Below are 23,804 nucleotides of genomic sequence, written 5' to 3'. Positions count from 1 at the left end.
TGCGAGACAGCCCGGATGAACGCGGAAGCGGCTTGGTTGTGCTATGCCGGTGCCAAGTTTTCCGCTAAGTCTTCCGTTAGCTCAGCCCAGAGCGCGGGCTGCCGATAAGCGGTCGCCCATTCGGTGAGGCGCTCGGCATCCATGGGACGGGCGATGCCATAGCCTTGGGCTCGATCACAGCCCAGGCGCATCAGCAGACAACCGTGCTCCAGGGTTTCCACGCCTTCGGCTATGACCGCAAGATTAAAGGCGCGGGCGAGTCCGATGACCCCTTCGACGATGGCGCGGTCTTCCTGATTATTGAGCATGTCGCGCACAAAGGTTTGATCGATCTTGAGTGTCCGGGCGGAGAGCCGACGGATGTAGGTCAGCGACGAATAGCCAGTCCCGAAGTCATCGAGTGAGAAGGACAGCCCGAGCAGGGTACCCTGGCGGATCACCGTGCTGACCAGATCCAGATCATCGAGTGCCGCCGTCTCCAGAATTTCGAGTTCAATCCCACCGGGCCGGACACCCGGGTGCTGACCAATGAATCCCGAGACCTCCAGCATGAAATCGGGTGTCAGCAGGGAATAGGCCGAGACATTGATATGCAGGCGCAGTTGTAGCCCCTGACGGATCCAGGCTTCCTGCTGGGTCAAGGCTTCGCGCAGCACCCAGTGATCGAGTTGGCGGATCAGGTCGCTGCCCTCAATGGCGGGCAGGAATTCGCCCGGCGCCAGGAGGCCGCGCCGCGGATGCTGCCAGCGCACCAGCGCCTCGACAGACTCGACCGCTGCGGTGGAGTCGCTGCGCATGTTGACGATCGGTTGATATAGGAGTCTTAGCTCGCCGGCGTTAATCGCCTGCTGGATGTCGCGCAGACGTTCGCGGTTCGCGATGCCCAGAGGATCCTTCTCTGGGTCAAAAAACTGATAGTTGTTGCGTCCGCACTGCTTGGCCAGGTACATGGCGTGATCAGCGTGTCGCAACAGGCTATCGGCATCGCCATGATCTTGCGGATACAGGGTCACCCCGATACTGGCCGAAACGGGCTGTGGTTGCTCTTTGATCAGACGTTCGTTCAGGCCATGCAGAATACGGTCAAGGATCTGAATACAGGCGTCCCGATCCACGACATCGGCAAACAGCAGCGCGAACTCATCGCCACCCCAACGGGCAATGGTATCGCTTGGGCGGACACAGGAAACCAGACGTGCTGCAACGGCTTGTAGAAGAATGTCGCCTACTTCGTGCCCGCACTGATCGTTGACGGGCTTGAAGTCGTCCAAGTCCAGATAGCAGACGGCGATCTGCGTGTTCTCGCGTTCGGCCACCGCGATCGCTTGGCGCAGTCGGTCCAGGAGCAGGCGTCGGTTGGCGAGTCCGGTGAGATGATCGTAATAGGCCAACTGTTCCAAACGTATCTGGCTGTCGAGCAAATCCTGCTCGCTCGTTTTACGTTCGGTGATGTCGCGGGCCACACCTGCCAGGCGGATGGCTCGACCGTTTGCGCCGCGAATCGCGTCACCATCGGTGGCCAACCAGTGACTTGACCCGTCGGGCCAGAGGACACGAAACTCGATTTTGAGTTCGGCGCCATCCTCAACACAGGCCTGCATGCTCTTGCGCCAGTGCGCGAGATCATCGGGGTGGATGCGCGCGGCGATCTCCTCGAAGGTGCCACGAAACAGTCTCGGAGCAAGGCCCCACATTGAAGCCATATCCTCAGACCATGTCACTTGGTCGGTGTCGGTATGCCACTCCCAGATCGCCGTTTTTGAAAGTTGCAACGCCAGATACAAATGTTCCTCGGTATCCCGGATTGCGTCTTGCATCCGAATCCGCTCAGTAATGTCCTGCGCGGCGCCGCACAAGGCCGTGGGCTTGCCATTGGCGTCATACAGGAACTCGCCATAGTCCTGAATGAAGCGAGTTCTTTGGTCGTCCGGACGGATGATGCGGTGCTGGTGAACGCAGGGCGCGTTTTCTTCCAAGGCGCGCTGGATGGCGGCCAGCATCCCCGCTCGATCATCGGGATGGAGGATTCGCAGCAGGCTGTCCAGGGTCGATTCACCCGGCTCGACACCGTGGAGATGGCACCAGTGAACCGTCGGTCGGAAGCGACTGCTGTTTGGCTCAAGCGTCCAGCCGCCGACCTGCGCCAGACGTGCGGCGTGGGAGAGCATTTGTTCGCGTTCGTTCGACCACAGGGCGCGCGGCGCGGACGATAGATGTTCGGGCTCGTTGCAACCGCTGTGGCTGTTAGATCCCTGTTCCATCGTATAGGTCGATTCCGCTTGTTTGGCCTTTCTGTAATTTAATAACTGTCAAGTCCTGGAAAAATGGCATGTCATTGATGCATCAGTTGACTATTCAGGTCGGCGCTGGTTATCAGAAATCACTGCTTACTTCGTTGCGGGGAGCTGCCTTAATCGTAAACCCGGCAGTTGGGCTGGCTTTCTGATCATATTAGCCTGAATCCATGCGACATTGTTGGAAGTTGCAAGTCACTCGTTTAGTGACCATTCCAACTGCTCCGAAGTTGAGTGGCCTACTTACAAAACATGGGCTTAGAGAATTTCAGGCTCCCGAGCTGCCGGATTTAGGATAACCCGCACAAGCCCGGGCGTCCATCGCATACCTATCACACCTATTTCATCGCCAACTTGCGCTTGGTGCTGGATGTCGAGGTCAAGCCTGGCAACCAGAGTGCCTCCAAATACAGTGCGCCGGGATTATGGGAACTACTGGGTCGATTGCCCCGTTCACTCTGGCCGTCGCTGATCCGCGGTGATCGTGACTGGGGGAGTGAGGCAAACATGGCGCGCGCCGAACAGGAAGGGGTGCCATTCCTGTTTAAGCTGCGCATGAGCAAAGGCGTCAAGCAGAGCATTGAGCGGTTGATGCGCGACGCCCATTGGTGCGATGCCGGACAGGGCTGGGAAGGCGCGGAAACCCCGCTGCGCTTGCAGGGTTGGGGGCGCCATCGCCGCGCCATTGTGCTGCGTCGGCGGATCAAAGGCGACTTGGCGGTCGTCGACCAGAGCGATCCGGATCAATTGCAACTGAGCTTCGCGGAATTGACCGAGGAGACGGTGGTCTATGAATACGCGGTACTGATCACCTCGCTCACCAATGAGATTCTCAGCGTCGCCCAGCTTTATCGCGACCGTGCCGATGTGGCATCTGCCGTTTTTAGGTTGAGATATCCAGCCGCGCCCCCGATTGCGCTCTTCGTGCAGAAGTCTCAATCTTCAATTTCTCGCAACTGTCTTTGCAGTTGCTTCAGTATCTGTGGCGTTATATGACGCGGGTTGGATTCGTGGATGGCTTGCGCTGTCGCTGCGGCGGCTTCTGCATCAAGGTGCCGCGCTCGTACCAGTTCGATCAGCAATCGCAGCCCCCAGAAGGTACTTACGCCCTCTTTTTCGCACTCCGCACGCAGCCGCTTGTCGTTTGTTACGCACGTCCAACTGTTCTGCTTGGCCAGTAGCAGGCAGACGTGATCCTCGAATGACAAGGCCCCTCCACGCTCCGCCGCGCTAGCCAAGAGATCCACAGGTTCATCCACGATGCTGAGCCCCAAGGCGTGGCAGTCCGCCTCTGTGAGCTGGTCTACCTCATCCAATATCACCCGTGCCACTTGGAGCCTGCCGAGATGGCGCGCCGCCAGAGCGAGTATTTGTCGATTCGTTTGTGCGTAGTCGATCAGGACATTGGCATCAATGATGAGCAGCATCCTATCTGCCTATAGCATCCAACTGGCCGACAACTCGCGCATCTCCAGCAGGGGCAGGCGCAGTATTTCCGATGCCCGGGAGAGGGTAATCTGGTCGTTTTCCACCGCGTGTCTGGTTAGCCGCCAGAGCCTGTCGCCTTGAAAATCGTATTTCTCCATCCTGGCCGGCTCCAACCCAGTGGACCGTTGAGCTTGGTCACCGTGATAGATTTCCCGGGCAATGCCATCCGGTTCATCATGTTTCAGCAGGGATTTACCATTGCGTTGCTGGTAAGCGCGATTGAACCGCTGCCAGATAAGCGCGCGCTTTTGTTCCGGCTCAGACTCCGCAACACGATATAGCACGGTGCGCCAACTGACGCGAAAGACCCGCTTGATCTTGAACACACGATCAAGTAGTGGCAGTCCTTCTGCATCCTGCCATTCGTTGGCAAATGCCGCTTGTGGCATCAAAAAATGCGAGGCGAAGCTATCGGCTTCCCGCTCTTGTTGCTGATCTTCCCGCTCCTCGCCCACATCGTAGGCATTCAGATGCAGCAGCAGATGGCCGAGTTCATGGGCGGCGCTGAAAATCCAGGTCTCAACCGGTAGACGGTGCCAGGTGTTAACCACCACGGCTGGCCCACCATCTTCTTCGGCCACCGATAGCCCCATGAAGCCATCGCTGAGTACTTCGAGGGAGAGAACCTTGATGCCGCGCGATTCCAGCAAGCCACAGATATCGTGCACCGGTTCCTTGTTATTGAGCCCAAAATGCTTGCGCACTTTGCCTGCCAGTTCCGGGATGTTTTGCTCGGATTGATGACTCAGTTCATCCCACAAGGGCTTGAGCTCATGGGGCAAACGGTCACCAGTCATGGCTTCCAGGTCGATAAAGTTGGCTAAGCGCAGGGCGATATCAGCGAGCACCTGATCCCGTCGCTTGAGCTTTTTGAGCGAGCGAAATCGCACCCGTTGCAGGTGTCGGGCTGGCTGAAGCAGTGCCTTGATGGGGACATCCAATGCTGCTGCCAAGGCCAGCAGGGTGTTTCTGCGAGGTTCGGATCGGCCCTTCTCCAGGTTTCGATAGGCCAGCAAAGAGAGTCCTGCCTGGGTGGCGAGTGTTTCCTGGGACAGGCTTCGCTCCCGCCGCAATCGCAACAAATTTCCACCGATGCGTTCTTTCATGGCGCCGCCCAATACTGTGCATTTCTTATTATTCTGTACTTATCCTAAGATATGTCAACGTGGGATATAGGCAAGGCAACGCCTCTTTATCTTTCGCGCGCACCTACTGGTTCCGCCGGTGATGAGAATTGCGGCCTAGTCGCCCTCGGGTTCCCACGCCTTTGGCAATGACCGCGAGATTGAAGGCTCGGGCGAGTCCGATGACCCCTTCGGCGATGTCGGGGTTCTCATGATGCTTGAGCATGTCGCGCACAAAGATCTGATCGACCTTGAGCGTCCGGGCATAGAGCCGACTGATGCAGGTACTTTGTTCGGGGAGTTGCCTTAGCTTTCATGCGCTCCATTCGGTCGATCTTTATGCACACAAAAAGAGTTGCGCCCTGCTGCCTTGGCCGCGTATAGGGCATTATCGGCATGCTTGATCCACTGATCGAGACTCTCTTGCGGTGCCCACTCGGCGACGCCGAAGCTGGAGGTGACTTGCCCCACGTGGGTGAAGGCTTCATCGGCAATCAGGGCGCGAAGCTTTTCGGCCATTAGTGCCGCATCGCTGAGCCTGCAGTTTGGCAGGATCACAGCGAACTCTTCTCCGCCCCAACGGGCAAGCATGTCGACCATGCGCAGATTGCGGCCCACTCGCTTGGTGATTTCGATGATGACCTGATCGCCGATGAGATGGCCGAACTGATCGTTAATTGCCTTGAAGTGGTCGATATCGAACAGAATGACCGACAGGTGCTCTCCATAGCGCTGTGCGCGGCTGATTTCTATCTGGGCCCTGTTTTCGAACGACCAGCGGTTTTCGATGTCAGTGAGGTGATCCGTGGTGGCCAGGCGCTGGAGCATCTCATTGGCCTCTTGCAAGGAGCGGTTTGAGCGCTCAAGCTGCTCCTTTGCATCGGCTAACGCCTCATCGGCGCGCTTGCGTTCAGTCATGTCGCGCGCAACCCCGATCCGAACCCCCAGGGATTCGGACCAACTGGCCGTCCATGACAACTCGATGATTCGGCCATCCTTTCGCCGATAACGATTCTCAAAGCGCAGTGTGGGAGTCCCCTCCATCACCTTTGTTGCCGCCTGCTTGGTCTGCTCCCGGTCTTCCGGGAGGACTAGATCGATCATCGGCTGGCCGATCAACTCTTCTCGCGTGTACCCGAAGATGGTCTCGCAGGCGCCATTAACGTAGGTGAAGCGGCCTTCGGCATCGACGATGCAGACTGCATCGAGTAGCAGGTCCAGGACTTCATTTTCCCAAGGGCGGTGCGTTGTTTGAATCATTACGATAGTAGGGATGACCTGAGTCCGTGAGGGAATGGCCAAGAGCCGCATATTTCATCGAATGGGAAGGGCTGAGGGCAGACCCTGACTCTTCGCTCAACCTAGCTCAGCAGCGCCATTCTGTCTGTACGCTATCGCACGCTTGCTGCGACAGCTGCGTGCGAGTGCTCGCAAAAAAAGGCGGTCGAAAGCCTTTGGTTAGGGGTGTGTCGGTTTCGATGCGTGTCTAATATTGCAGCTTAGCTGTTGTTTCCAACAGTCTCTGGTGACAAATTTCTAAGATTTGCCCCCTGATTTCGGGCTAGTATTCTACATTGCAATATTGGCGGATAGGCGGTTAAAGGTTCAGCCCCATTGCTGGCGCGCAACTGATCGACCGTGGTGATCAGTCTGTCCTAGTTCGGATCACAGCGAGGCTTCGGCGATTAGAGTCCGTAACCGCATTGGCGGCCATTTCTCGCCCCGTTTACGAGCGGGCTAGATTGTCACCGGGACTCCCGCTTTATTCACCGCCAGTCTCCCCGTTACGCAAGGATTCGCATGCCCAGCCTGAACCGTATCATTCTGATCAACACCCATCTCCAAGGTGTCGTGGAGCTCGTCGTCGATGCCCACACCAACATCTGCGGTACCAACGCCTCCGGCAAGACAACCCTGCAGCGGCTGGTGCCCGTGTTCTATGGCGAATATCCCAGCCGGGTCGTGCCATCGACCCGAGACAGTTTCGAGCGCTGGTACCTGCCGACCGAGCAGAGCTTTATCATCTATGAATATCAGCGCATGGATGGACAGGCCTGTCAGGCCGTGCTGGCCGCCTCCGCAGACGGCAAGGGCGTCGCCTACCGACTGGTGCAGAAGGCATTCGACCTGGCTGACTACACCCGCAGCCGTCATGGCGACACGCTGAGCTGTTTCGGCATGGCCGAGCTGGGTCGGCGACTGAAGCAGGCGGAGGTGAGCGCGACCCGATTGCTCAATACGCGCGAATACCGCGCGATCCTGCAAAACGACCGCGTCCAACTGGCCGCAGGCGCCAGCAGTGGCGAGTTGCGCGCCTTTGCCCGAGAGTTTTCTCTTTGCGAGCCCGGTCATGCGCTGCGCCATATCGAGAAACTAGCCCAGGCGGTGCATTCGCGCGAGGGCAAGATGGAGACCGTGCGCTCCATGATTGCCGCCATTTTGGAAGAGGACGGGGTCAGCCCACCGACGTCTGGCCTCAAGCTCCAGCGGGTGGATGACTGGATGCGCGAAAGCCGGCTGATCCAGGGATTCGACGCCATGCGCCCGGAGTTCGAGCAACTGGAGCGCGAGTACCAGGATCTGCTGGCTTGTGAACGGCGCCTGAGCGGGTTGCGGCTCGGCTATCGCAGCGATGAGCCGCGCCAGCAACGCCTGATTGAAGAAAGCGAGGCGGCCATCGCGCAAATGGAGTCAGCGCTGAATCAGCTGGAAGAGCGTTGGACGCAGCAGCGCGATGATCTCAACCAGCAGCGATCAGCCAGCAAGGGCGAGATCACCCGCGACGAGGGCGAGCTTGAGCAAATCGAGCAGCAGTACCAGAGCTTCCTGGAGGCCGATATCGAGCAGGCCAGGGCCGATCTGGAGCAAGTTGGCAGCTGGCGTGAGGACCTGGAGAACCTGCGGGGACGTTTGCGGTTGCTGACTGATCAGCATCAGGATGTGGAGCGCGACTATCTGGAGCGAGGTCAGCGCATCAAGGATCAGCGCGAGCGCCAGCTCGACGAGCTTCGCGAGCAACAGACGGTCTTGCAGGACCAAAGGACGGACCAGCTAGAACGGCAAACTGCCGAGGTCAGTGCCTTGCAGCAACGCCAGCAGGCGGAAATGGAGACCGGACAGGAAGACTTCCGCGAGCGGGACGTCCAGCTTGGCCTGGATCGCCAGCGCCTGGAGACCCAGATCGAGAGTGCCAGTTACACCGAGGACGAGCGCCAGTCTCTCGCCATTTTTGATCGGCGCCGCGAGCAGGCGGAGGCCGATGCCGACTCAGCCGATGCCGAGGTACGCAGACTGGAGGGCAGGGAGCAGCAGCAACTGCGCCAGCGCAATGACGCCGACGCCGCTCTGCGAGCCGCGAGGCGCCAGGTCGACGGGCGCCAGCGCGAGCTGGATGCCGTGCAGCGTCTGCTTTTTCCCGGCCAGCACAGCCTGCTTGAGTTCCTGCGTCGCGAGCAGCCCGATTGGGAAACGCGCCTGGGCAAGCTGATCGACCCCGCGTTGCTGCAACGCAGCGATCTAAAGCCCGCACTGGCCGAGCCGGCGCAGGACGCTGCCTTTGGCCTGCAATTGGACCTGGCGGCCATCGACACCCCGGAGCATGCGGCCTCCGAGCAGACCCTGCGCCAACGTCTGCAACTGGCCGAGGATGCCAAGAAGGATGCCGACAATCAGCAGCAGGCCGCCGAGCGCCAGCTTGGCGAGCACTCCGAGGTATTGGAGACCTTGCAGCCTGAGCTGACAGTCGCACGCACTGAGCGAGACAACCGTCGAGACGACTTGCGCCGCATCCGCGAGGAGCATTCCACTGAGCAGAGCCGGATCAATGAGGCATTGAGCGAGCGCAAGCGCCAGGATCGTAAGGCGCTGACGGATCTGATGACGCGAATTCAGCAGCTGGCAAGCGAGCGCGAGCAGTGGCGCGAGGACATCCAGTCCAGACACAATGAAGTCGCAATGGAGCTCAAGGCCCACTGGCAGCAAGTGATCGGGCGGATCGACAGCGAGATCCAACGCCTGCGCACTGCGATTGACGAACGCAAGCAACAGGCCCAGACCGAGCTCGACGCCTGCGAGCAATGGTACCAGGGTGAATTGAAATCCCGTGGTGTCGATGAGCAGGCCATCATGACCTTGAAGCAGCAGATCCGCCAACTCGATGAGCGCATCGAGCGCACCGAGCGGCGCCGCCCCGAGGTGCTGCGCTATGACGACTGGTATCAGCACAGCTGGCTGAAGCGCAAACCGGCCCTCCAACAGGCGCTCGAAGACAGCCGTCGGCGCGCCGCCGAACTGGACCAGGAGCTCAAGGCGGCCACCAGCACCTTCAAGACCGAGCGCGGCCGACTGGAAGCCGAGCGCGCCCAGACCAAGCTGCGCAAAGACGAGGCGCAGGAGCAGCTCAATCGGCTCAAGATCCTGCTGCGCCGCATGGGCGAGCTGAGATTGTCCGGTGACGGGGCCCCGCCCGATGGCGCGCTGGACGAGCGTCTGCGCCAGGGCGAGAAGCAGCTTTATGTGCGCGAACAGGCGCTCGATGCGGTCAAGGTCTTGGTGGAACATTTCGACACACTGATCGCCAGCAACGCCGGCTCCAGCCTTGCGGAATTCTGGGAGCGCAGCCGCGCCGACTGCATGCTGGTTGGCGAGCGCGAGATCCCCGCGCTGGACCACCGCAAGTTGGTGCCGCACCTGGAGCAATTGCTCAAGGTTCTGCTGCCCCAAAGCCTGACCGCGCTGCGCGAGCAGGGCCGGCTGTTCGGAATCGACCTCAACAGCTACTACGACGTGCTGGCCGATATCGACCAACGCATCGCCACGCAGAGCGCGCGTATCACTCGCGAGGTGGCGGAAGACCTCTCCCTCGACGGGGTGTCGGACTCGGCAGTGCGTATCCGCTCACGCATCACCGAGCTTGAGTTCTGGCCCGAGCTGAAAGCATTCATCCATGCTTTCCGCGAATGGCGCGATGACGACTTCAGCGGTCTCCCCGACGAGGACTATGTCAGCAGCATGCGCCGGGCGCTGGACATTATCGGCCGCTCGGCGCAGAGCGGCGGCGTCGCCGGACTGCTGGAAATCGAACTGCGGCTGCGCGAGGGACAGAGCGATCTGGTGATCCGCACCGACCGCCAGCTCAACGAATCATCCAGTCACGGCATGGCCTATATGATCCTGTGCAAGTTCCTGCTCGCCTTCACCCGGCTGCTGCGTGGGCGTGCGCCGGTGACCATCCACTGGCCCATCGATGAACTGGGCACCCTGCACAATCACAATGTGAAAAAGATATTCGATGCCTGCGCCGCCAACGACATTCGCGTGCTCGGTGCCTTTCCCAACCCTGACTCGGAGATCCTCGGGCTCTTCGCCAACCGCTACATCGTCGACAAACAGACCCGCCAACTGCAGATCGTCAAGCCTCGCATCGACGCCATCGCCGCCAAGCTGCGCCAACGCGGGGCTGGCGACCAGGGAGAGGTGGCCTCCAAGCCGGACCATGCAGCGGGCGCTCATCCAGAGGAGAGCCTGTAGATGCTATCGATCAAAGGCCATGTCATCGAGCGTCTGCTTCAGGGGGCCTTCATCTGTCGCACAACCGACGAGGACGGATGGCGCTTTCTGACGACCCCCGGCAATCGCGAGGAAGTGGATGCCTACTTAAGCCAGCTCAACCGGCAGATCGCCACGGTCGGCACCGGCGCCGACAGCGAGGTGTTTTTCTGCGGCTATCGCCAGTTTGACGACGACGAGCGCAAGGTGATCAGCCAGCAGTTCCGCGACATCTGCCAGGCACTAACGCCGATCGCCGAATGGCTGGTGCTGGTGCAGGAGGCGGCGGCCCAGGATGCGCCGCTGACCGAGGGCGCGCCGCTGCGTCTGAATGAGCTACAGACCGTGATTGAGGACACCCCGGCGCTGCGCGAGCAACTGGCCCGCATCAGCCACTATCGGCTGTTCGGCTCTACCAGCCTGGCGACTGATACCCAGGTCAAGCTGGTCTTCAAGCGATTGTGCGAGCTGGGCTATCTGACCCGCCCCAACCCGGACAAACAGATCTATCTGGCCACGGGCAAGCTGGATTATCTCTACGAGGTCATCCGCTTTATCGATGAGGCCGAAGGACTCGGCCTGGAGGCCCAGGCCGAACTCGCCAGCCAGGGCCAGTTGCTGTGAGCAGCACGCTGCGACAATCGGGAGTGCGCTTTTTGCGCCAGCTTGGACGCCAGGCCGAGCCCATCATGGACGCCTACCTGGCAGGCTCGTTGGCGGATGATGCGCTGGAGCCAGGGGTGCAGGAGCGCCTGGTCAAGCACGGCATCCTCTATCGCCCTGAACCCGGCGCGGACCTGCACCTGCGCCGCGTCGTTCGGGCGCTGCTGGAAGAGGCCCTGCGTGATGAGCGCAATCGTCAGATTGACGCCAACACCGGCTCGGCCTTGGCCAGCTTCAAGACCTTGGCCGACCACTACAAAGAGGCCCACCATCAGGGCGACTACGCCGCCGCCGAGGTCTATCTGGCCGACCTGAGAGAGCACGTCTACGCCTTCGGCGAGACCCTACAGCACAGCATCCGCGTGCTCTGGAGTCGCATCAATAACGAGTTCGGCTACGTCGGCACGCTCAACGCCAAGATTCGCGAAAACGAGCTCGCGCAGACTCAGGTCAGCGAGCTGCTCAGCGGGCTGGAACTGGTCAGTTTCCAGGCGCTGGCCGAGTCCGCCGGCGATCTCCGCGAACTGCGCCATCTGCTGGTGACCAACCTGCAACGCACGCTGAGCGCCTGCACCCAGGAGCTGAGCATCGTGCAAGGGCGGCTGCTCGAACAGCTAGGCCGCTTCCGCGAGATTCGCGGGCGCACCCGGCTGCTCAAGGGCTGGCTGCTGCACATGGAGCAGCATCCGGACTATGAGGTCGGACCCCATGCCGCCGCTCGGTTAGTGCCACAGTTGTTCAATCAGGCCGCACCGGTGCTGGATCCAGCGAGCTTGGACATCCACGATTCAACCCTGGAATCCGAGCTGCTCGCCCTGCTAGCCCCAATCCGCGCCAAGCAGACCCAAGACCGACCGGTCCAGTCCCTTGGCGACGCGCCCGATCTGACGCTGCACACACCGGACGCCTTCGAGGTAACATCCAGCCCGATCCGCGCAGCGGTGGACGCCTATTTCTGCCAGGTCATCGACAGCGGCCAGGCGATCTCGGCGCTCGACTACCATTGCCAGGAGACTCTGCCCTGGGATGCCGAAAGCTGGCTGTATCAGGTGATCGGCGGCTACGATGGCCTGCCCGAGGAGCAGAAGCATCACTTCGAGCTGGACATGCTCGGCGAGCCGCATCCGCTCTACAGCGGCAACTTCATCATTCGCGACCTGCGGCTATGGCTGGCCTGAGCAAGCGGCACATGCAGCTCGTCCACCGCCTGCTGCGCGATGAACTGGACAGCGTGAAGTGCTCGTCGACCTGGAACGAGATTCAGCAGGCCTTTGAGATGGGCGAGATCCGCGGCCGGCGACTGCACTTCAATGCCGAGCAACGCCGCGAACTGCGCGCGCTGGCTCATCAGGCATGGGGTTTCGACCCGCGCGCTGGCGTGCCCGAGGGCAACCGCCGACAGGTCGCCGCCAGCGTGATCGACGAGAAGATCGCCCGCGAGCGACCGGACGATCAGCATGTGCTGGTGAAAGGCGAGTTGCCGGCACCTCTGCCAAGGTTGATGCCCGAGCTGAGCCTGCGTGTCCCCCTGGCAGCGCTAAATCTCGACGCGGTCAGCCAGTTAGTTGTCGTCGAAAACCTGGACAGCTTCGACGACTGGTACGCCTTCGCCGCACCCGCCGAACTCGCTGCCAGCCTGGTGCTCTATCGCGGCCACGGCGGACTCGCGCGTGGCACTCGCCAGCTGCTCAGCATCCTGCCCGAACAGATCCCCGTCACGGTATTCCCCGACTGGGACCCGGCCGGGCTGCGGATCGCCCACACCCTTCCGCGCGCTGATGTCCTGCTGCTGCCCGATCTCAACGAACACCTGCTCGCCAAGGGCAGCCGAGTGCACTTCACCCGGCAGCATCAGGCCGTTAAGTATCTCGACAATGCCGAGCTGGGCGAGTGGGGCGCGGTTTGGGATAGGATGAAAGCCGCGCAAGTCAGCATCAAACAGCAGCACATGCTTGCGCTTGGAGCGCGTTTGCGACAGGTTGCGCGGTATTGATCGGAGTGAGCAACGCATGACGGCAGCCCGCTTCGGCACGGACGGGGCCGCGCTAGTTTCGATTAAGATGCCGGGGTTTATTGCGATAATCCCGCACAACATGAATTGACATCAGCTTGAAACCTTCCTTGTATGCTTCCAAAACTGCGATCAACCGGAAATACCTGAATGAATAAATTCAAGAAATCACTTTTCCCCATTGCCCTTTGTACTTGTGCGGCCGCATTGCAGGCACATCCTTTGGCCAATACGCGCTTGGTGATGGAGGGGGCAAGCTGTGCCGGGTTTGAATTCATCGGCGAGGATCGGATGAAGCGTTACGATGAACTCACCTGTTCGCGCAATGGCGAGCCGACAGTCTCCGCGCGAGTCCGCTCTCTGTCGGAGAATACGCTCTTGGCGGTGGAGGAGGCGGGTCCGGATGGTCCCCAGGGGTGTCCGCCGCAGACCTGGGTTTTTCGTATCGAGGCACTGGGGGAAGGTTTGGTTACCCTCAATGAGGTCTGGACCGGCTGGAACACTTTCCCGGACGAGTCCGTTCGTTACCGGGTGCAGTCAAATAGCCAGGGCAGGGCAGGGGCAGGGACCGGAGCTGGACCGGTTTATCGGATTGAAGCCATGGAGGCGGGCGACATCGCCTGTTACATCACCTTTGTTGACGAGCAACAGATTCGCCACGACGGAATGGCCGATTTCTCGCTGTGCGAACGTCCGCTTGTGGGTCAGCAGGTGCGCTTCTCCTATCAGCAAACCCGGGTTGCAGCCGCGTCTTGTCAGGGTGACCCGGAATGCACCGACTATGACAGTGTTCCGCTGATTGTAGATGCACTGCCAGTGCGCTGAGTCAAGCTGAACCAGGTCGCGTTCTTCACCTGTCAACTTTTCCGATAATTTTAGGACCCTTATGAAATTGCCCGACGCAATCAAAAACGCCGTAGATTTTTCCAAAGGCAACGGGCTCATTACGGCCATTGCCCAGGACGCAGCCAGTGGCGAGATACTCATGGTCGCCAACATGAACGAGGAGTCGCTGGCCAAGAGCATGGAATTCGGCGAGGCGGTCTACTGGAGCCGGTCACGACAAAAGCTCTGGCACAAGGGGGAGGAGAGTGGCAATACTCAGAAGATTCGCGGAATCTATCTGGACTGCGATGGCGACGCGATTCTGCTGAAGGTTGAGCAAATCGGCGGGGCTGCATGTCACACCGGCAAACGCAGTTGCTTCTTCCGTCAGCTGGAGCAGGACGTTCTGACCGATGTGGGCGTGCAGGTCTTCGACCCCGCAGAGGTCTATGGCAAGTGATGGCGGCAAGCCGAAAATCCATGTTCGCTCGATATCACCATGAACATTCTACCTGCTGCCAGCGCTCAGGGCCCATCCGGATGCGATTTTGGTTACCAACGGCTTCGCCTGTCACCACCAGATCGACCGACTGCAAGGTGGCTTGACTGCGCATCTCGCAGTGCTACTCAGCGAAGCCATGACTCTGGAGGAAAACCCGTGAAAATTGCCGTTGCCAGCCAAGAGGGCTTGATCGTCGACACCCATTTCGGTCACGCCAGGCAGTTTCTGATCTATGAAGTCAGTGGCGAGACCTGCGAGTTGCTAGAAAGGCGCGCTGTTGAGCAATACTGTGTCGGCGGGCAATCCATGAGCTCGGCCATCGACGGGATTCTCGCAGCGGTCTCCGATTGCCACGCAGTGCTGGTCGCCATGATCGGCGAGCCCCCTCGGGAAAGGCTCGCAGCGATTGGCGTGCAAGCAGTGTCTGACTATGCGAACCAACCCATCGATGCGGCCTTAGGCGACTATGCGCGCCGACAGGCGAGCGAATAAATCAGGTTACAGCGCCGATTCGGGCTGCGGATATGAAACGCAGACTCGGATTTCCAGCTACCGAAGAATCCTTTTATATGCGCATCCCAGCAACGAAAACCCCACCCACAAAAAAGGAGAATCATGATGAGAGTTAGAGTTCACTGGCCGTTGGCGGCCCTATTGTTACTGCTGACAATCAATGTCCAAGCAGCAGAAAACTTTTCTGGGCAATGGAACACAATCTGGGGTAGCGGCACAGCTGCGACCAACTTGACCATGACCCAAGACGGCAACCAAGTCGCTGGGAATTACGCCTATCGCGGCGGCGCAATTGTCGGTGTAGTCAGCGAAAACGTGCTGCGCGGCTCGTGGTCGCAAACCGACGGCGCCCGAGGCACTTTAGAATTCCGCTTATCCCCGGACGGACAGAGCTTCCAAGGTCGCTGGCGGAACGGCACCTCTGGCCCATGGGCACCCGACAGCTGGAACGGCGTGCGCAAATAAGGCAATTGTGCTCCACCTGGCCGCTGTCCCCAATCGGCACTGCACGTACCTGGCTTGTTACCCTTTCTTGAAGTGCTTCTTTCTGAGTCATACAGGAAAGCATTTGCTTTGGGTGGCGTCTCCGGGCGGAGCAGGCAGAAATATATCTCCGGGAATTTTTGTATGCACAACATTGCGATTAACATCAAAGACGATCAGTTAGCCAAACAGGTTGTTTGGTGGCTCGAGCATTTCAAGGATGATGGCCTGGAGATCGTCTCCGTCGAGGATCTTGACGACTTGAAGGCGCTTCACGCAACGCGCCATGAGGCGTCGGTGGCGTTTGAGGACTACCTCGCTCATGCGGATTGAGCTGCGAAATAGTGCGATCAAGGACCTGCAACGGATCGACAGGCACCAAAAAGAACGCCTGCATGAGGCGATCAGGAGGTTAGTCGATTTTCCGGATGTACCCAATCTGAAACGGCTGACGAATTTTGAACCAGCCTATCGGCTTAGGATCGGCGATTACCGGGTTCTGTTTTATGTTGTCGACGAAACGATCCTGGTTGGTCGGGTTCTCCATCGCCGAGAAAGCTATCGATGACCCAGGAACAACTCAGCCAGTTCGGCAAGGCCCTCTGGGCCATCGCCGACCAATTGCGCGGCGCGATGAACGTCGCCGACTTCTGCGACTACATACTCTCCTTCCTGTTTCAGCGCTACCTCTCCGACAGCGACGAGGCCGCCGCGAGTAAGGAGCTCGGTGCCTACTTCCCCAAACCGCGCCTTGACGACCGTCGCTTGCCTTCTGGTGCGCTGACATCCGAGTGCCCGACCTGAGGTTGCTGCCCAGGCCATGAGCCGACACATTCTTATCGTCGAAGACGAGCAGGCGATCGCCGATACGCTCATCTATGCGCTGCAAACCGAGGGGTTTCGCACTACCCATTGCCTGCTCGGCCGGCAAGGACTTGAGCTCGCGACGGCTGATGCGGTTGATCTGATGATCCTCGATATTGGCCTGCCCGATCTCAACGGCTTTGACGTCTGCCGGGAGTTGCGTCGTACCAGCGAACTGCCGGTGCTCTTTCTGACCGCGCGCGGCGATGAGATCGACCGCATTCTGGGCTTGGAGCTCGGTGGGGACGATTATGTCGTCAAGCCCTTTAGTCCGCGCGAAGTCGCCGTGCGGGTGCGCCGCATTCTGCAACGCCAGCAGATGGCCCCGGATCAGGCCTCGACCGCGAACGCCAGCCCCTTTGAGCATGATCCAGCGCGCCGAGCGATTCGCTACCTGGCGCAGCCGCTTGAGCTGACGCGCTACGAATACGACCTGCTGGCGACCCTGATCGGCGCGCCCGGGCGGGTATTCACCCGAGCCCAGCTGATGCAGAAAATTTGGGCGCATCCGGAACATAGCCTGGAGCGCACCGTCGATACCCACATCAAGACAGTGCGCGCCAAGCTGCGCGCCATCCATCCTGACGCCGACCCCATTCGCACCCATCGCGGCATCGGCTATTCCCTTGAGCCGATAGCGAATCCAAAAGGGTATCCAAACGGAGACCCGAACGGGGACCTGGGCAGGTGAGACTCTCGCTGCTGGTCGCTGTTGGCTATTTCCTGATCGTCGGCCTGGCGGCCTGGTTCGTGCTGGATGTGTTTGTCGCCGAGGTGAAGCCCGGTGTGCGCAAGACCATGGAGCATACCCTGGTCGATAGCGCGAATCTGGTGGCCGAACTCGTTCGCCCGGCGCTGCTTGGGTTGCCAGTTGATCAGCAAGTGCCCGGCCAGCCATCGGCTGCTCAGCGCATCCATGCCGCCCTGGCACGATTTCGCGAGCGCTCGGTCGCGGCGCGCATTTGGGAGCATCAAAAGCATACACTCGATTTGAGCCTTTATGTCACCGATGACAGAGGCCGCGTGCTCTATGCGACTGATCCAGAGCAAATCGGCGCGGATTATTCGCGCTGGAACGATATCTATCTGACCCTGACCGGACGCTATGGCGCGCGCTCCACGCGCAGCGATCCAGAGGACGAAGCCTCCTCGATCATGCATGTGGCCGCGCCCGTGCTGGCTGATGGGCGCATCATCGGGGTGGTCAGCCTGGCCAAGCAGACCCGCAGTGTCGAGCCGATCGTGGTGGCGAGCAAGGACAAGATTCGCGCGCGCGGATTCCTGCTGCTGCTCATCGCCGCCGCGATTGGCGCCGCGTTCACCTGGAAACTGAGCGACTCCATCGGCCGTCTGGACCGTTACGCCCGCTCGGTGACGGCCGGTGCGCGCGCTCGCCCGCACCGCTCGCGGGTGCGTGAGCTCGACGACCTGGCCGATGCCCTGACCGAGATGCGCGAGCGCCTTGAGGGCAAGCAATACGTCGAGCGCTATCTGCACAGTTTGACCCACGAGCTGAAAAGCCCGCTGGCCGCCATTCGTGGCGCGGCGGAATTGCTCGAAGAAGCCGACATGCCTGCCCCCGAGCGTGAGCGCTTTCTGGCCAACATTCGCGAACAAGCCGAGCGGCTGTCACAGGTAGCTGAACGCCTGCTCGAGCTGGCGCGGGTTGAACAGATGCAGATGCTGACTAAGCCGGAACCTCTGGATTTGGCCGAAGTGATCATGCAAGCCGCCGACGCACTCGCCCCCATGGCCGCGCAGCGGGGGATTCGCTTTGAGCTCAACCTGACGCGCCCCTGCCGGGTGCGGGGTGATCGCTTTCTGTTGGCCCAGGCGCTGATCAATTTGCTCGACAACGCGGTGGGTTTCTCTCCGCAGGATGCCGTGGTACAGATTCGTCTGCGCACCAGTGCCCAGCGAGCCGAAGTTTGCATCCTCGACCAGGGGCCAGGCATTCCCGACTACGCCCGCGAGAAAGTCTTCGAGCGGTTTTTCTCCCTGCCGCGCCCGGACGTGACGCGCAAGGGCACAGGTCTTGGTTTGAGCTTTGTGCGCGAAGTCGCCGACCTGCATGATGGGCAGATTGCGCTTGAGAACCAGCATCCACAAGGTTTGCTGGCCTGCCTGGCATTGCCCTGTCGCGAGTCCTGATTACTCGCTGTAGATGGCGGGCAAGGCCTGCGCATAGGGTCCGGTCGCCATCTCGGCACAGCGAGACTTCACCAATACTTCACACAAGTTCACCGGGACTTGACCGGAGCTTCATCCCGTCGCGCCAAACTGTCCTTGAGGTTTAACACAATCGCAGGAGACAGCAATGCACAAGGCACTCGTGATCAAGGTGGCGATCATTCTCGGGCTGACGTTGGGACTGATGGTCCCACTTGGCATGGTCAGTCAGCTCATTGATGAACGCGCCGCGCGGCAAGAGGCGGTGGTGAGTGAAATCGCCGCCAGCTCCGCCGGCGCGCAGCGGCTGATCGGCCCGATTCTGGTCTTGCCGTACCAGGAGGAATTTACACAGGAGTATTGGGAGAAAGAAACCATTGATGGTGAACTCAAACGCGTGCGTCGCATCCGGCAGGTGAAGGTCGACGGCCGCGCCCTCATCATGCCGTCAAGTGCGCAGATGCAGTTCGATGGCAGGACCTCGGTCAAACGCCGGGGCCTGTTCAAGGCCTTGGTCTATGAACTCGAGGGTGGCATCCAGGGACGCTTCGTCATTCCGGCGCAGCCAGCGTTGGAGCGCCAGCAGGAAAACTCGCACATCCAATGGGGCCAACCCTATCTGAGTCTTGGTCTGTCCGATACGCGCGGGCTGGTGCGCACCCCACAACTGCAATGGGATGGAACACCGATCGACTTCGCGCAGGGAACACTGCTTGATCCGACCCTGCCGCAGGGGATGCATGTGCCGCTGCCGAAGCTCGTCCAAGTCGGGCAGGGCAGGGCGTCGTTCGGTGACAGGGCCTTCGTTGATGGGGCGGACGCTGATGAGGCGGACGCTGATGAGGCGGAACGGGCCCCACGGGAGATTCCATTCAGCATCACCCTGGCGTTCCGGGGGACGGAGTCGGTCAGCTTCGTGCCATTGGCCGACAGCACCCGCATCGAACTCGCCTCGACCTGGCCGCATCCCAGCTTTCAAGGGCGCTTTCTGCCGAATGCCGATGGGCAGATGATCGACGCCGACGGATTTAGCGCGCTCTGGGAAGTCTCGGCCCTGGCGACAGCGGCCCCGGCCAATCTGCGCGCCGATGTGGCTGCCGGCCGCGTCTGCCTGGGTGGCTGCGCCGACTGGCTGGGCGTGCGTTTCATCGAGCCAGTGAATATTTACTCCATGTCCAATCGGGCGGTGAAGTATGGAATCTTGTTTATCGGCCTGACCTTCGCGGCGGTGCTCTTGCTGGAACTATTGCGCTCACTTAAAGTCCATCCGGCGCAATACCTGCTTGTTGGCCTCGCGCTGGCGTTGTTCTTTCTGCTGCTGCTCAGCCTCTCGGAGCATATCGCTTTCGGGCTCGCCTATGGCTTGGCCACGCTGGGCTGTGTCAGCTTACTTGGGTATTACTTGATTGCAGTGCTCGGCAGCGTCAAGCGCGGAGCCGGCTTCGCGCTGCTGCTTGCGGTGCTTTTCGCAGCGCTCTATGGGCTGCTGATGTCCGAGGATGCCGCGCTCTTAATGGGCTCGCTGCTGCTGTTTGGACTGCTGGCGCTGACCATGGTCCTGACCCGGCGGCTCGACTGGTATGCGCTCGAGAAATCGGTTGCTTGAGCCTTGTTCAATCGCGTGCCATGGGAGCAACCCGCCCCACACTGGGGCGAACCCCATCCGCTGCATGACCTTGGGCATCGGGTTACTATGGGTGATTTTGAAATGCGCCATTTGCAGCCGGTTGCTATGGTTCGGCTGGCGAGCCTGGAGTTGCCGCGAGTTGTCGGTTGGCCGCTTCCATCGGATTCAATGCTTGCAACTGCTAAACTCCCTAGCAGGCTAGATTAAAGATTGGAGGTATTCGATGACCCGACAGACGGTTCTGGCTGCATTCATGGCTGTGGGCCTTGCCGGCGGTTGCGAGAGCGTCCTGGCATTTAAGTGCATGCCCATTTACGGCAACTGGTGCGGGATCGACTGGCCCCAAGCCGGCCACTTCCCGCCGCCGATCGACGACTTTGATGCGGCCTGCATGCGTCATGATCTTTGCACCGCAGATCCCCGCTCCGATACCCCGTGTGATCGAGCCTTTGTGGGTGAGTTGCATGCGCTGGCGGCGATGCATGGCGGCCTGCCGCGTCCGTTGCAATGGGCCGAGTCGATCATCCGCCTCAAAGCGGGTGGCTTCCCGGCCGGGATGCCGATGCCATCGCCCTGGGACGTCATGGGCCTGGCGTCTAGTCTGGCAACCCCCTGCTGGTAAGGCGTTCGAGAATCTGTGCGGTTTTCCGTCCATCTGGGAGCAGTCAGAATGGCGTCGTTGCTGCGGCACTTTGGCCGGTGAAACCCGAGATCACATGGTCTGGTATCGCTCTGCCGTCACCCTGGGGCCAGGCAATCATTTGTTGCCGTTTCCAGCCACCTTCTATGGGAACGCGGCCTGATCACGGCAATATTCTGCTGACCGGGACCTGATCGCTGGCTCAGTCGACTTGCCATGACGTGGGGATCGACTCGATGACGGCATCCGTCAGGACCTGCTTCCACTCAGGCTCGGAGGCCAGGGCAGGCACACTGACCCAAACCGTCGTCCTCTCATCGCCGTCCTGCTCGACGCGGCTGAATTGCAAACGCCTTTCCTTTAGGGTTGCGATCAGCCTAGCGAACTCAAAACGCAGCTCATCGAAGCCCTGCGTCCCTTCCAGCCGCTCGATCTCCCGACCCAGGGTCAGCAACTCATGCAGATTGCGACGAGCGATCTCGAAGGCTTCTGCCGCATCCGTGGTTTTCTCATCCACGAAAAGCTTCGTCTCGCGGCCGGCGATCACTGGATCGTCGAAGTAGCTGAAAGTCCTGGTGCGCAGATGATGGACGCGGTTTTCCCGCCGGTACCGGGTGTCTTCAGCCGCGGCATCGGGTCCGCTGCCGCAATGGCCCGGCAAGCGCCGTAATTCGAAGCGGAACCGCATCGCGTTGGATTTCTTGAGCTGATCATCCACTACGAAGAGTTCTGGTATCTCGAACTGCAAAGATCCCGATTTGGAGAAGCTCTGATCCAGCCGGACCACATGGCTGCGCATCGGTAGCACCAGATCGTCATCGGTGCCCTGGTCACGATCCAACAGCATGAATCTTAGCGTCATGGTCCCGACATCGATCAGGTGCTCTGGAACGTAGTACCAATGGCCATCAATGACGTGTTGGCGTCCGGCCGCCAATTCGACGGAAGGCTCTGTTCCGTGCAGCAGACTGTAAAGCTCGCCGGGCTCCAGGGCGATCAGTGGCAGGTAATCGCCCCAGCTGAGGAAATCTGCTGTCTGCCCGACCTCAAGACCGGTCAGCCGGATCCAATGGCAGGCCGCATCCTGCGCGAACACCGGTCCCGTTGACAGCAAATGGGCCATCAGGATGGCCTGTATGCCGTGTTTGATCGACATCCTGCGCGGCTTTCTGGAAGCCACCGAGTCATCCGGGTCTTTGAGATCTTCGACCCGGCCATGCGCGGGTTGAGTATCACCGTGATGGTTGAATCGAATGAACAAGTATCCGGTCGGATTCATTGTCAGAGTTTGACCTGTTGGGGACGCTTGCCTTGCCATCGCTGGCAGTGAGGCTGGAGATTGGCTGATGATTTTTGGCTGCTAACCGGTTTTGCGGGCCTGACGCGCTGGTATCAGCGCCGGGTCACCCGAATCGCCAAGTTGCTGCAGGGCCTTGCGATCAAGCACGCGAATGACCTGCCCATGGACCGCGATCACTTGCTGCTCGGACAGCCGGCGGGTGATGCGCGACCAGGTCTCAGGTTTGATCGTCAGGCGCGAGGCAAGCGTCGATTTTGGCCAGGCGAGCGTCAGCTCATCCGTGTCTATTGGCAATTCTGCAATCAACCAGCGCGCAAAGCGTACGCTCGCAGAATGCAGCGCCAGATTGTCGATCTCGGCGATCAGCGCGTGCAGGCGTTGGCTCAAGCTGCCGAGCAAGGCAAAGCAGGTCTCGGGCGACTCGCGCAGCATGGCGGTGAAGTCCGTTGCGTCAATGGCGACGAGCTCCGTCGGCACCAGCGCGGCCGCGCAGACCGGATAGCGGCCGGTGCCCATGAACATCAGCGCCTCGGCAAAGGTCTGGCCGGCGCCGATCAGTTCGATGATCTTCTCTTCGCCCTCGGCCGACAGGCGAAACAGTCGGATCTGGCCCGAATGAACAAAATAGAAGAATTCGGCCGGATCATTCTGGGTAAACAGCCACTGCCCGGCCTGCACCTGGACAATCTGCGCCTTCGCGCGCAGACGCTCTAGTTGTTGGTCGCTCAGTTGCGCGAGCAGCGGCGCCTGGCGCAGTGCCTCATCGGGTGGCATGACACCCGCCGTGCACCTTGATGCTCAATCTTCCGGCTCCGTGCGATCAATCGGTCGCCAAGAGTTCTCGTCGCGCTCGACCGCATGGACCGCCCAGTCGCGAAACGTCTCCAGACTGCATTCCCCCTCGCAGCGACGGCCTTGGCCCGCCAAGCGGCGGAAGCGCACCTGGGTGTCCGATCCGTCCGCATCTTGCTCAAGCGCGAGGACTTCGCGGATCTCCCAGTCTTGGCCAAAGCTGCCATTACTGTAGGCTTGACCCACCCGAATCGGAGGCGTTGCGGCGCGGGTGTGGCGCGCTTCCTCAGTCGCCAAAGCAAAAATGCGCTGCAAATCCGGCTCCGAGACATCGATGAAGGAGTCCATCGCGCGCAGCGCGGCGGCAAGATGCCGATGTTCCAGCGGCATGGGCGCGGCCGGCTCTGCAGCTGGGGCGCCGCTGTCCTGGTCTCGCCGCCAACGTGCGGGCCAGTTGGCTGGATAACGCCGCCAGTGCCAGGGCGCATTCCAGACCACGGCGAGCAGCAGCAAGGTGAGTGCATTGACCGCAACAGGCATCAGCACAAAGCCAAAGCCGAGCGACGTGATGGACGGCCCGCCGATGACGGCCGTCAGCGCGGTGGCACCGCCGGGCGGATGAAGACAGCGCAGTGCATGCATGGCGCCGATGGAGAGTCCCGCCGCGGTGGCCGCGCTCCAGAGATCGGTGCCGAGCCAACGCGCACAGGCCACCCCGATCAGCGCCGAAACAAGATGGCCGCCAAGCAGCGGCCAGGGTTGGGAGAGTGGCCCGTGCGGCACCGCGAACAACAGCACCGCAGAGGAGCCCATGGAGGCAATCAGCCAGGGCAGGGCGGGGTCAACCGCCGGGAACAGCCAAAGCGCGAGCGCGGCCGTGGCCAAAATGCCAACACCACCGCCCAGTGCGGAAATGAGCTGTTCGCGCAGGCTGACGCTGTTCATCGGTCACCTCCTCGGCC

Annotated in this window: 23 protein-coding genes; 16 read left to right on the top strand and 7 right to left on the bottom strand. The window is 60.5% G+C overall.

Annotated elements, in window-relative coordinates; translation table 11 throughout:
* Nucleotides 1-41: 41 nt before the first annotated feature.
* Nucleotides 42-2,261, bottom strand: coding sequence for a putative bifunctional diguanylate cyclase/phosphodiesterase (locus tag Thiofri_RS17055; protein ID WP_009147683.1), 2,220 nt, complete (start codon nt 2,259-2,261; stop codon nt 42-44).
* Between the two features lie 396 nt (nt 2,262-2,657).
* On the opposite strand from Thiofri_RS17055, the gene Thiofri_RS17050 reads away from it, so the two are divergent.
* Nucleotides 2,658-3,290, top strand: coding sequence for a hypothetical protein (locus Thiofri_RS17050; protein WP_407702948.1), 633 nt, complete (start codon nt 2,658-2,660; stop codon nt 3,288-3,290).
* Here the strand turns inward: Thiofri_RS17050 and Thiofri_RS17045 are convergent.
* From Thiofri_RS17045 to Thiofri_RS17035, 3 genes are all read right to left on the bottom strand, one after another.
* On the bottom strand, nt 3,230-3,721 hold the full coding sequence (locus Thiofri_RS17045; RefSeq protein ID WP_009147685.1) for a hypothetical protein: 492 nt from the start codon (nt 3,719-3,721) through the stop codon (nt 3,230-3,232). The two genes, Thiofri_RS17050 and Thiofri_RS17045, sit on opposite strands and share 61 nt — an antisense overlap.
* Nucleotides 3,722-3,730: 9 nt before the next feature.
* Nucleotides 3,731-4,888, bottom strand: a complete 1,158-nt coding sequence (locus tag Thiofri_RS17040; RefSeq protein ID WP_009147686.1) for an ImmA/IrrE family metallo-endopeptidase — start codon at nt 4,886-4,888, stop codon at nt 3,731-3,733.
* A 324-nt stretch (nt 4,889-5,212) separates the two neighbouring features.
* Nucleotides 5,213-6,166 (bottom strand): sensor domain-containing diguanylate cyclase, encoded by a 954-nt coding sequence (locus tag Thiofri_RS17035; protein ID WP_009147687.1) that lies wholly within the window; start codon nt 6,164-6,166, stop codon nt 5,213-5,215.
* Nucleotides 6,167-6,706: 540 nt separating this feature from the next.
* Here Thiofri_RS17035 and Thiofri_RS17030 point away from each other — a divergent pair.
* From Thiofri_RS17030 to Thiofri_RS16960, 15 genes are all read left to right on the top strand, one after another.
* Nucleotides 6,707-10,435: an ATP-binding protein gene (locus Thiofri_RS17030; RefSeq protein WP_009147688.1), complete on the top strand. Its 3,729-nt coding sequence runs from the start codon at nt 6,707-6,709 to the stop codon at nt 10,433-10,435.
* A complete protein-coding gene (locus Thiofri_RS17025) occupies nt 10,436-11,077 on the top strand; it encodes a hypothetical protein (RefSeq protein ID WP_009147689.1) in 642 nt (213 codons plus the stop codon).
* Entirely contained in the window at nt 11,074-12,294 is a 1,221-nt protein-coding gene (locus Thiofri_RS17020) for an RNA-binding protein (RefSeq protein ID WP_009147690.1), read from the top strand. Before Thiofri_RS17025 ends, Thiofri_RS17020 begins: the two co-directional genes overlap by 4 nt.
* An 11-nt stretch (nt 12,295-12,305) precedes the next feature.
* A complete protein-coding gene (locus Thiofri_RS17015; RefSeq protein WP_040855404.1) occupies nt 12,306-13,109 on the top strand; it encodes a DUF7281 domain-containing protein in 804 nt (267 codons plus the stop codon).
* A 168-nt stretch (nt 13,110-13,277) separates the two neighbouring features.
* Nucleotides 13,278-13,952 carry a hypothetical protein gene (locus Thiofri_RS17010; RefSeq protein WP_009147693.1) on the top strand — a complete coding sequence of 225 codons (675 nt, stop codon included), beginning with the start codon at nt 13,278-13,280 and terminating at the stop codon, nt 13,950-13,952.
* 61 nt (nt 13,953-14,013) lie between these two features.
* Nucleotides 14,014-14,412, top strand: a complete 399-nt coding sequence (hisI, locus tag Thiofri_RS17005) for a phosphoribosyl-AMP cyclohydrolase (RefSeq protein ID WP_009147694.1) — start codon at nt 14,014-14,016, stop codon at nt 14,410-14,412.
* Between the two features lie 198 nt (nt 14,413-14,610).
* Complete coding sequence (locus Thiofri_RS17000) at nt 14,611-14,946, top strand: NifB/NifX family molybdenum-iron cluster-binding protein (RefSeq protein ID WP_009147695.1); 336 nt, start codon at nt 14,611-14,613, stop codon at nt 14,944-14,946.
* Nucleotides 14,947-15,108: 162 nt separating this feature from the next.
* Nucleotides 15,109-15,432, top strand: a complete 324-nt coding sequence (locus tag Thiofri_RS16995) for a hypothetical protein (protein WP_143741811.1) — start codon at nt 15,109-15,111, stop codon at nt 15,430-15,432.
* Between the two features lie 162 nt (nt 15,433-15,594).
* Entirely contained in the window at nt 15,595-15,783 is a 189-nt protein-coding gene (locus Thiofri_RS16990) for a hypothetical protein (RefSeq protein WP_040854791.1), read from the top strand.
* Complete coding sequence (locus Thiofri_RS16985; RefSeq protein WP_009147698.1) at nt 15,773-16,018, top strand: type II toxin-antitoxin system RelE family toxin; 246 nt, start codon at nt 15,773-15,775, stop codon at nt 16,016-16,018. Before Thiofri_RS16990 ends, Thiofri_RS16985 begins: the two co-directional genes overlap by 11 nt.
* Nucleotides 16,015-16,254, top strand: coding sequence for a type I restriction-modification system subunit M N-terminal domain-containing protein (locus Thiofri_RS16980; RefSeq protein ID WP_009147699.1), 240 nt, complete (start codon nt 16,015-16,017; stop codon nt 16,252-16,254). The genes Thiofri_RS16985 and Thiofri_RS16980 overlap by 4 nt, the downstream gene beginning before the upstream one ends.
* Nucleotides 16,255-16,270: 16 nt before the next feature.
* Entirely contained in the window at nt 16,271-17,005 is a 735-nt protein-coding gene (creB, locus tag Thiofri_RS16975; RefSeq protein ID WP_009147700.1) for a two-component system response regulator CreB, read from the top strand.
* Nucleotides 17,002-18,465, top strand: a complete 1,464-nt coding sequence (gene creC, locus Thiofri_RS16970; RefSeq protein WP_009147701.1) for a two-component system sensor histidine kinase CreC — start codon at nt 17,002-17,004, stop codon at nt 18,463-18,465. The genes creB and creC overlap by 4 nt, the downstream gene beginning before the upstream one ends.
* A 166-nt stretch (nt 18,466-18,631) precedes the next feature.
* Complete coding sequence (gene creD / locus Thiofri_RS16965) at nt 18,632-20,089, top strand: cell envelope integrity protein CreD (RefSeq protein ID WP_009147702.1); 1,458 nt, start codon at nt 18,632-18,634, stop codon at nt 20,087-20,089.
* Between the two features lie 244 nt (nt 20,090-20,333).
* Complete coding sequence (locus Thiofri_RS16960; RefSeq protein ID WP_009147703.1) at nt 20,334-20,732, top strand: hypothetical protein; 399 nt, start codon at nt 20,334-20,336, stop codon at nt 20,730-20,732.
* A 220-nt stretch (nt 20,733-20,952) separates the two neighbouring features.
* Here the strand turns inward: Thiofri_RS16960 and Thiofri_RS16955 are convergent, their stop codons facing one another.
* The 3 genes from Thiofri_RS16955 to Thiofri_RS16945 all read right to left on the bottom strand — a co-directional run bounded on the left by Thiofri_RS16955 (nt 20,953) and on the right by Thiofri_RS16945 (nt 23,787).
* The gene (locus Thiofri_RS16955) at nt 20,953-21,906 is read right to left on the bottom strand and encodes a hypothetical protein (RefSeq protein WP_143741812.1); all 954 of its coding nucleotides are present in this window, start codon (nt 21,904-21,906) and stop codon (nt 20,953-20,955) included.
* A gap of 204 nt (nt 21,907-22,110) precedes the next feature.
* Entirely contained in the window at nt 22,111-22,824 is a 714-nt protein-coding gene (locus Thiofri_RS16950) for a Crp/Fnr family transcriptional regulator (RefSeq protein WP_009147705.1), read from the bottom strand.
* Nucleotides 22,825-22,848: 24 nt separating this feature from the next.
* Entirely contained in the window at nt 22,849-23,787 is a 939-nt protein-coding gene (locus Thiofri_RS16945; RefSeq protein ID WP_009147706.1) for an HPP family protein, read from the bottom strand.
* Nucleotides 23,788-23,804 lie beyond the last annotated feature (17 nt).

This window comes from Thiorhodovibrio frisius (assembly GCF_033954835.1).
Classification (GTDB): domain Bacteria; phylum Pseudomonadota; class Gammaproteobacteria; order Chromatiales; family Chromatiaceae; genus Thiorhodovibrio; species Thiorhodovibrio frisius.
Note: the sequence above shows the minus strand (reverse complement) of the source record. Positions and strands in the feature narration are given on the sequence as shown.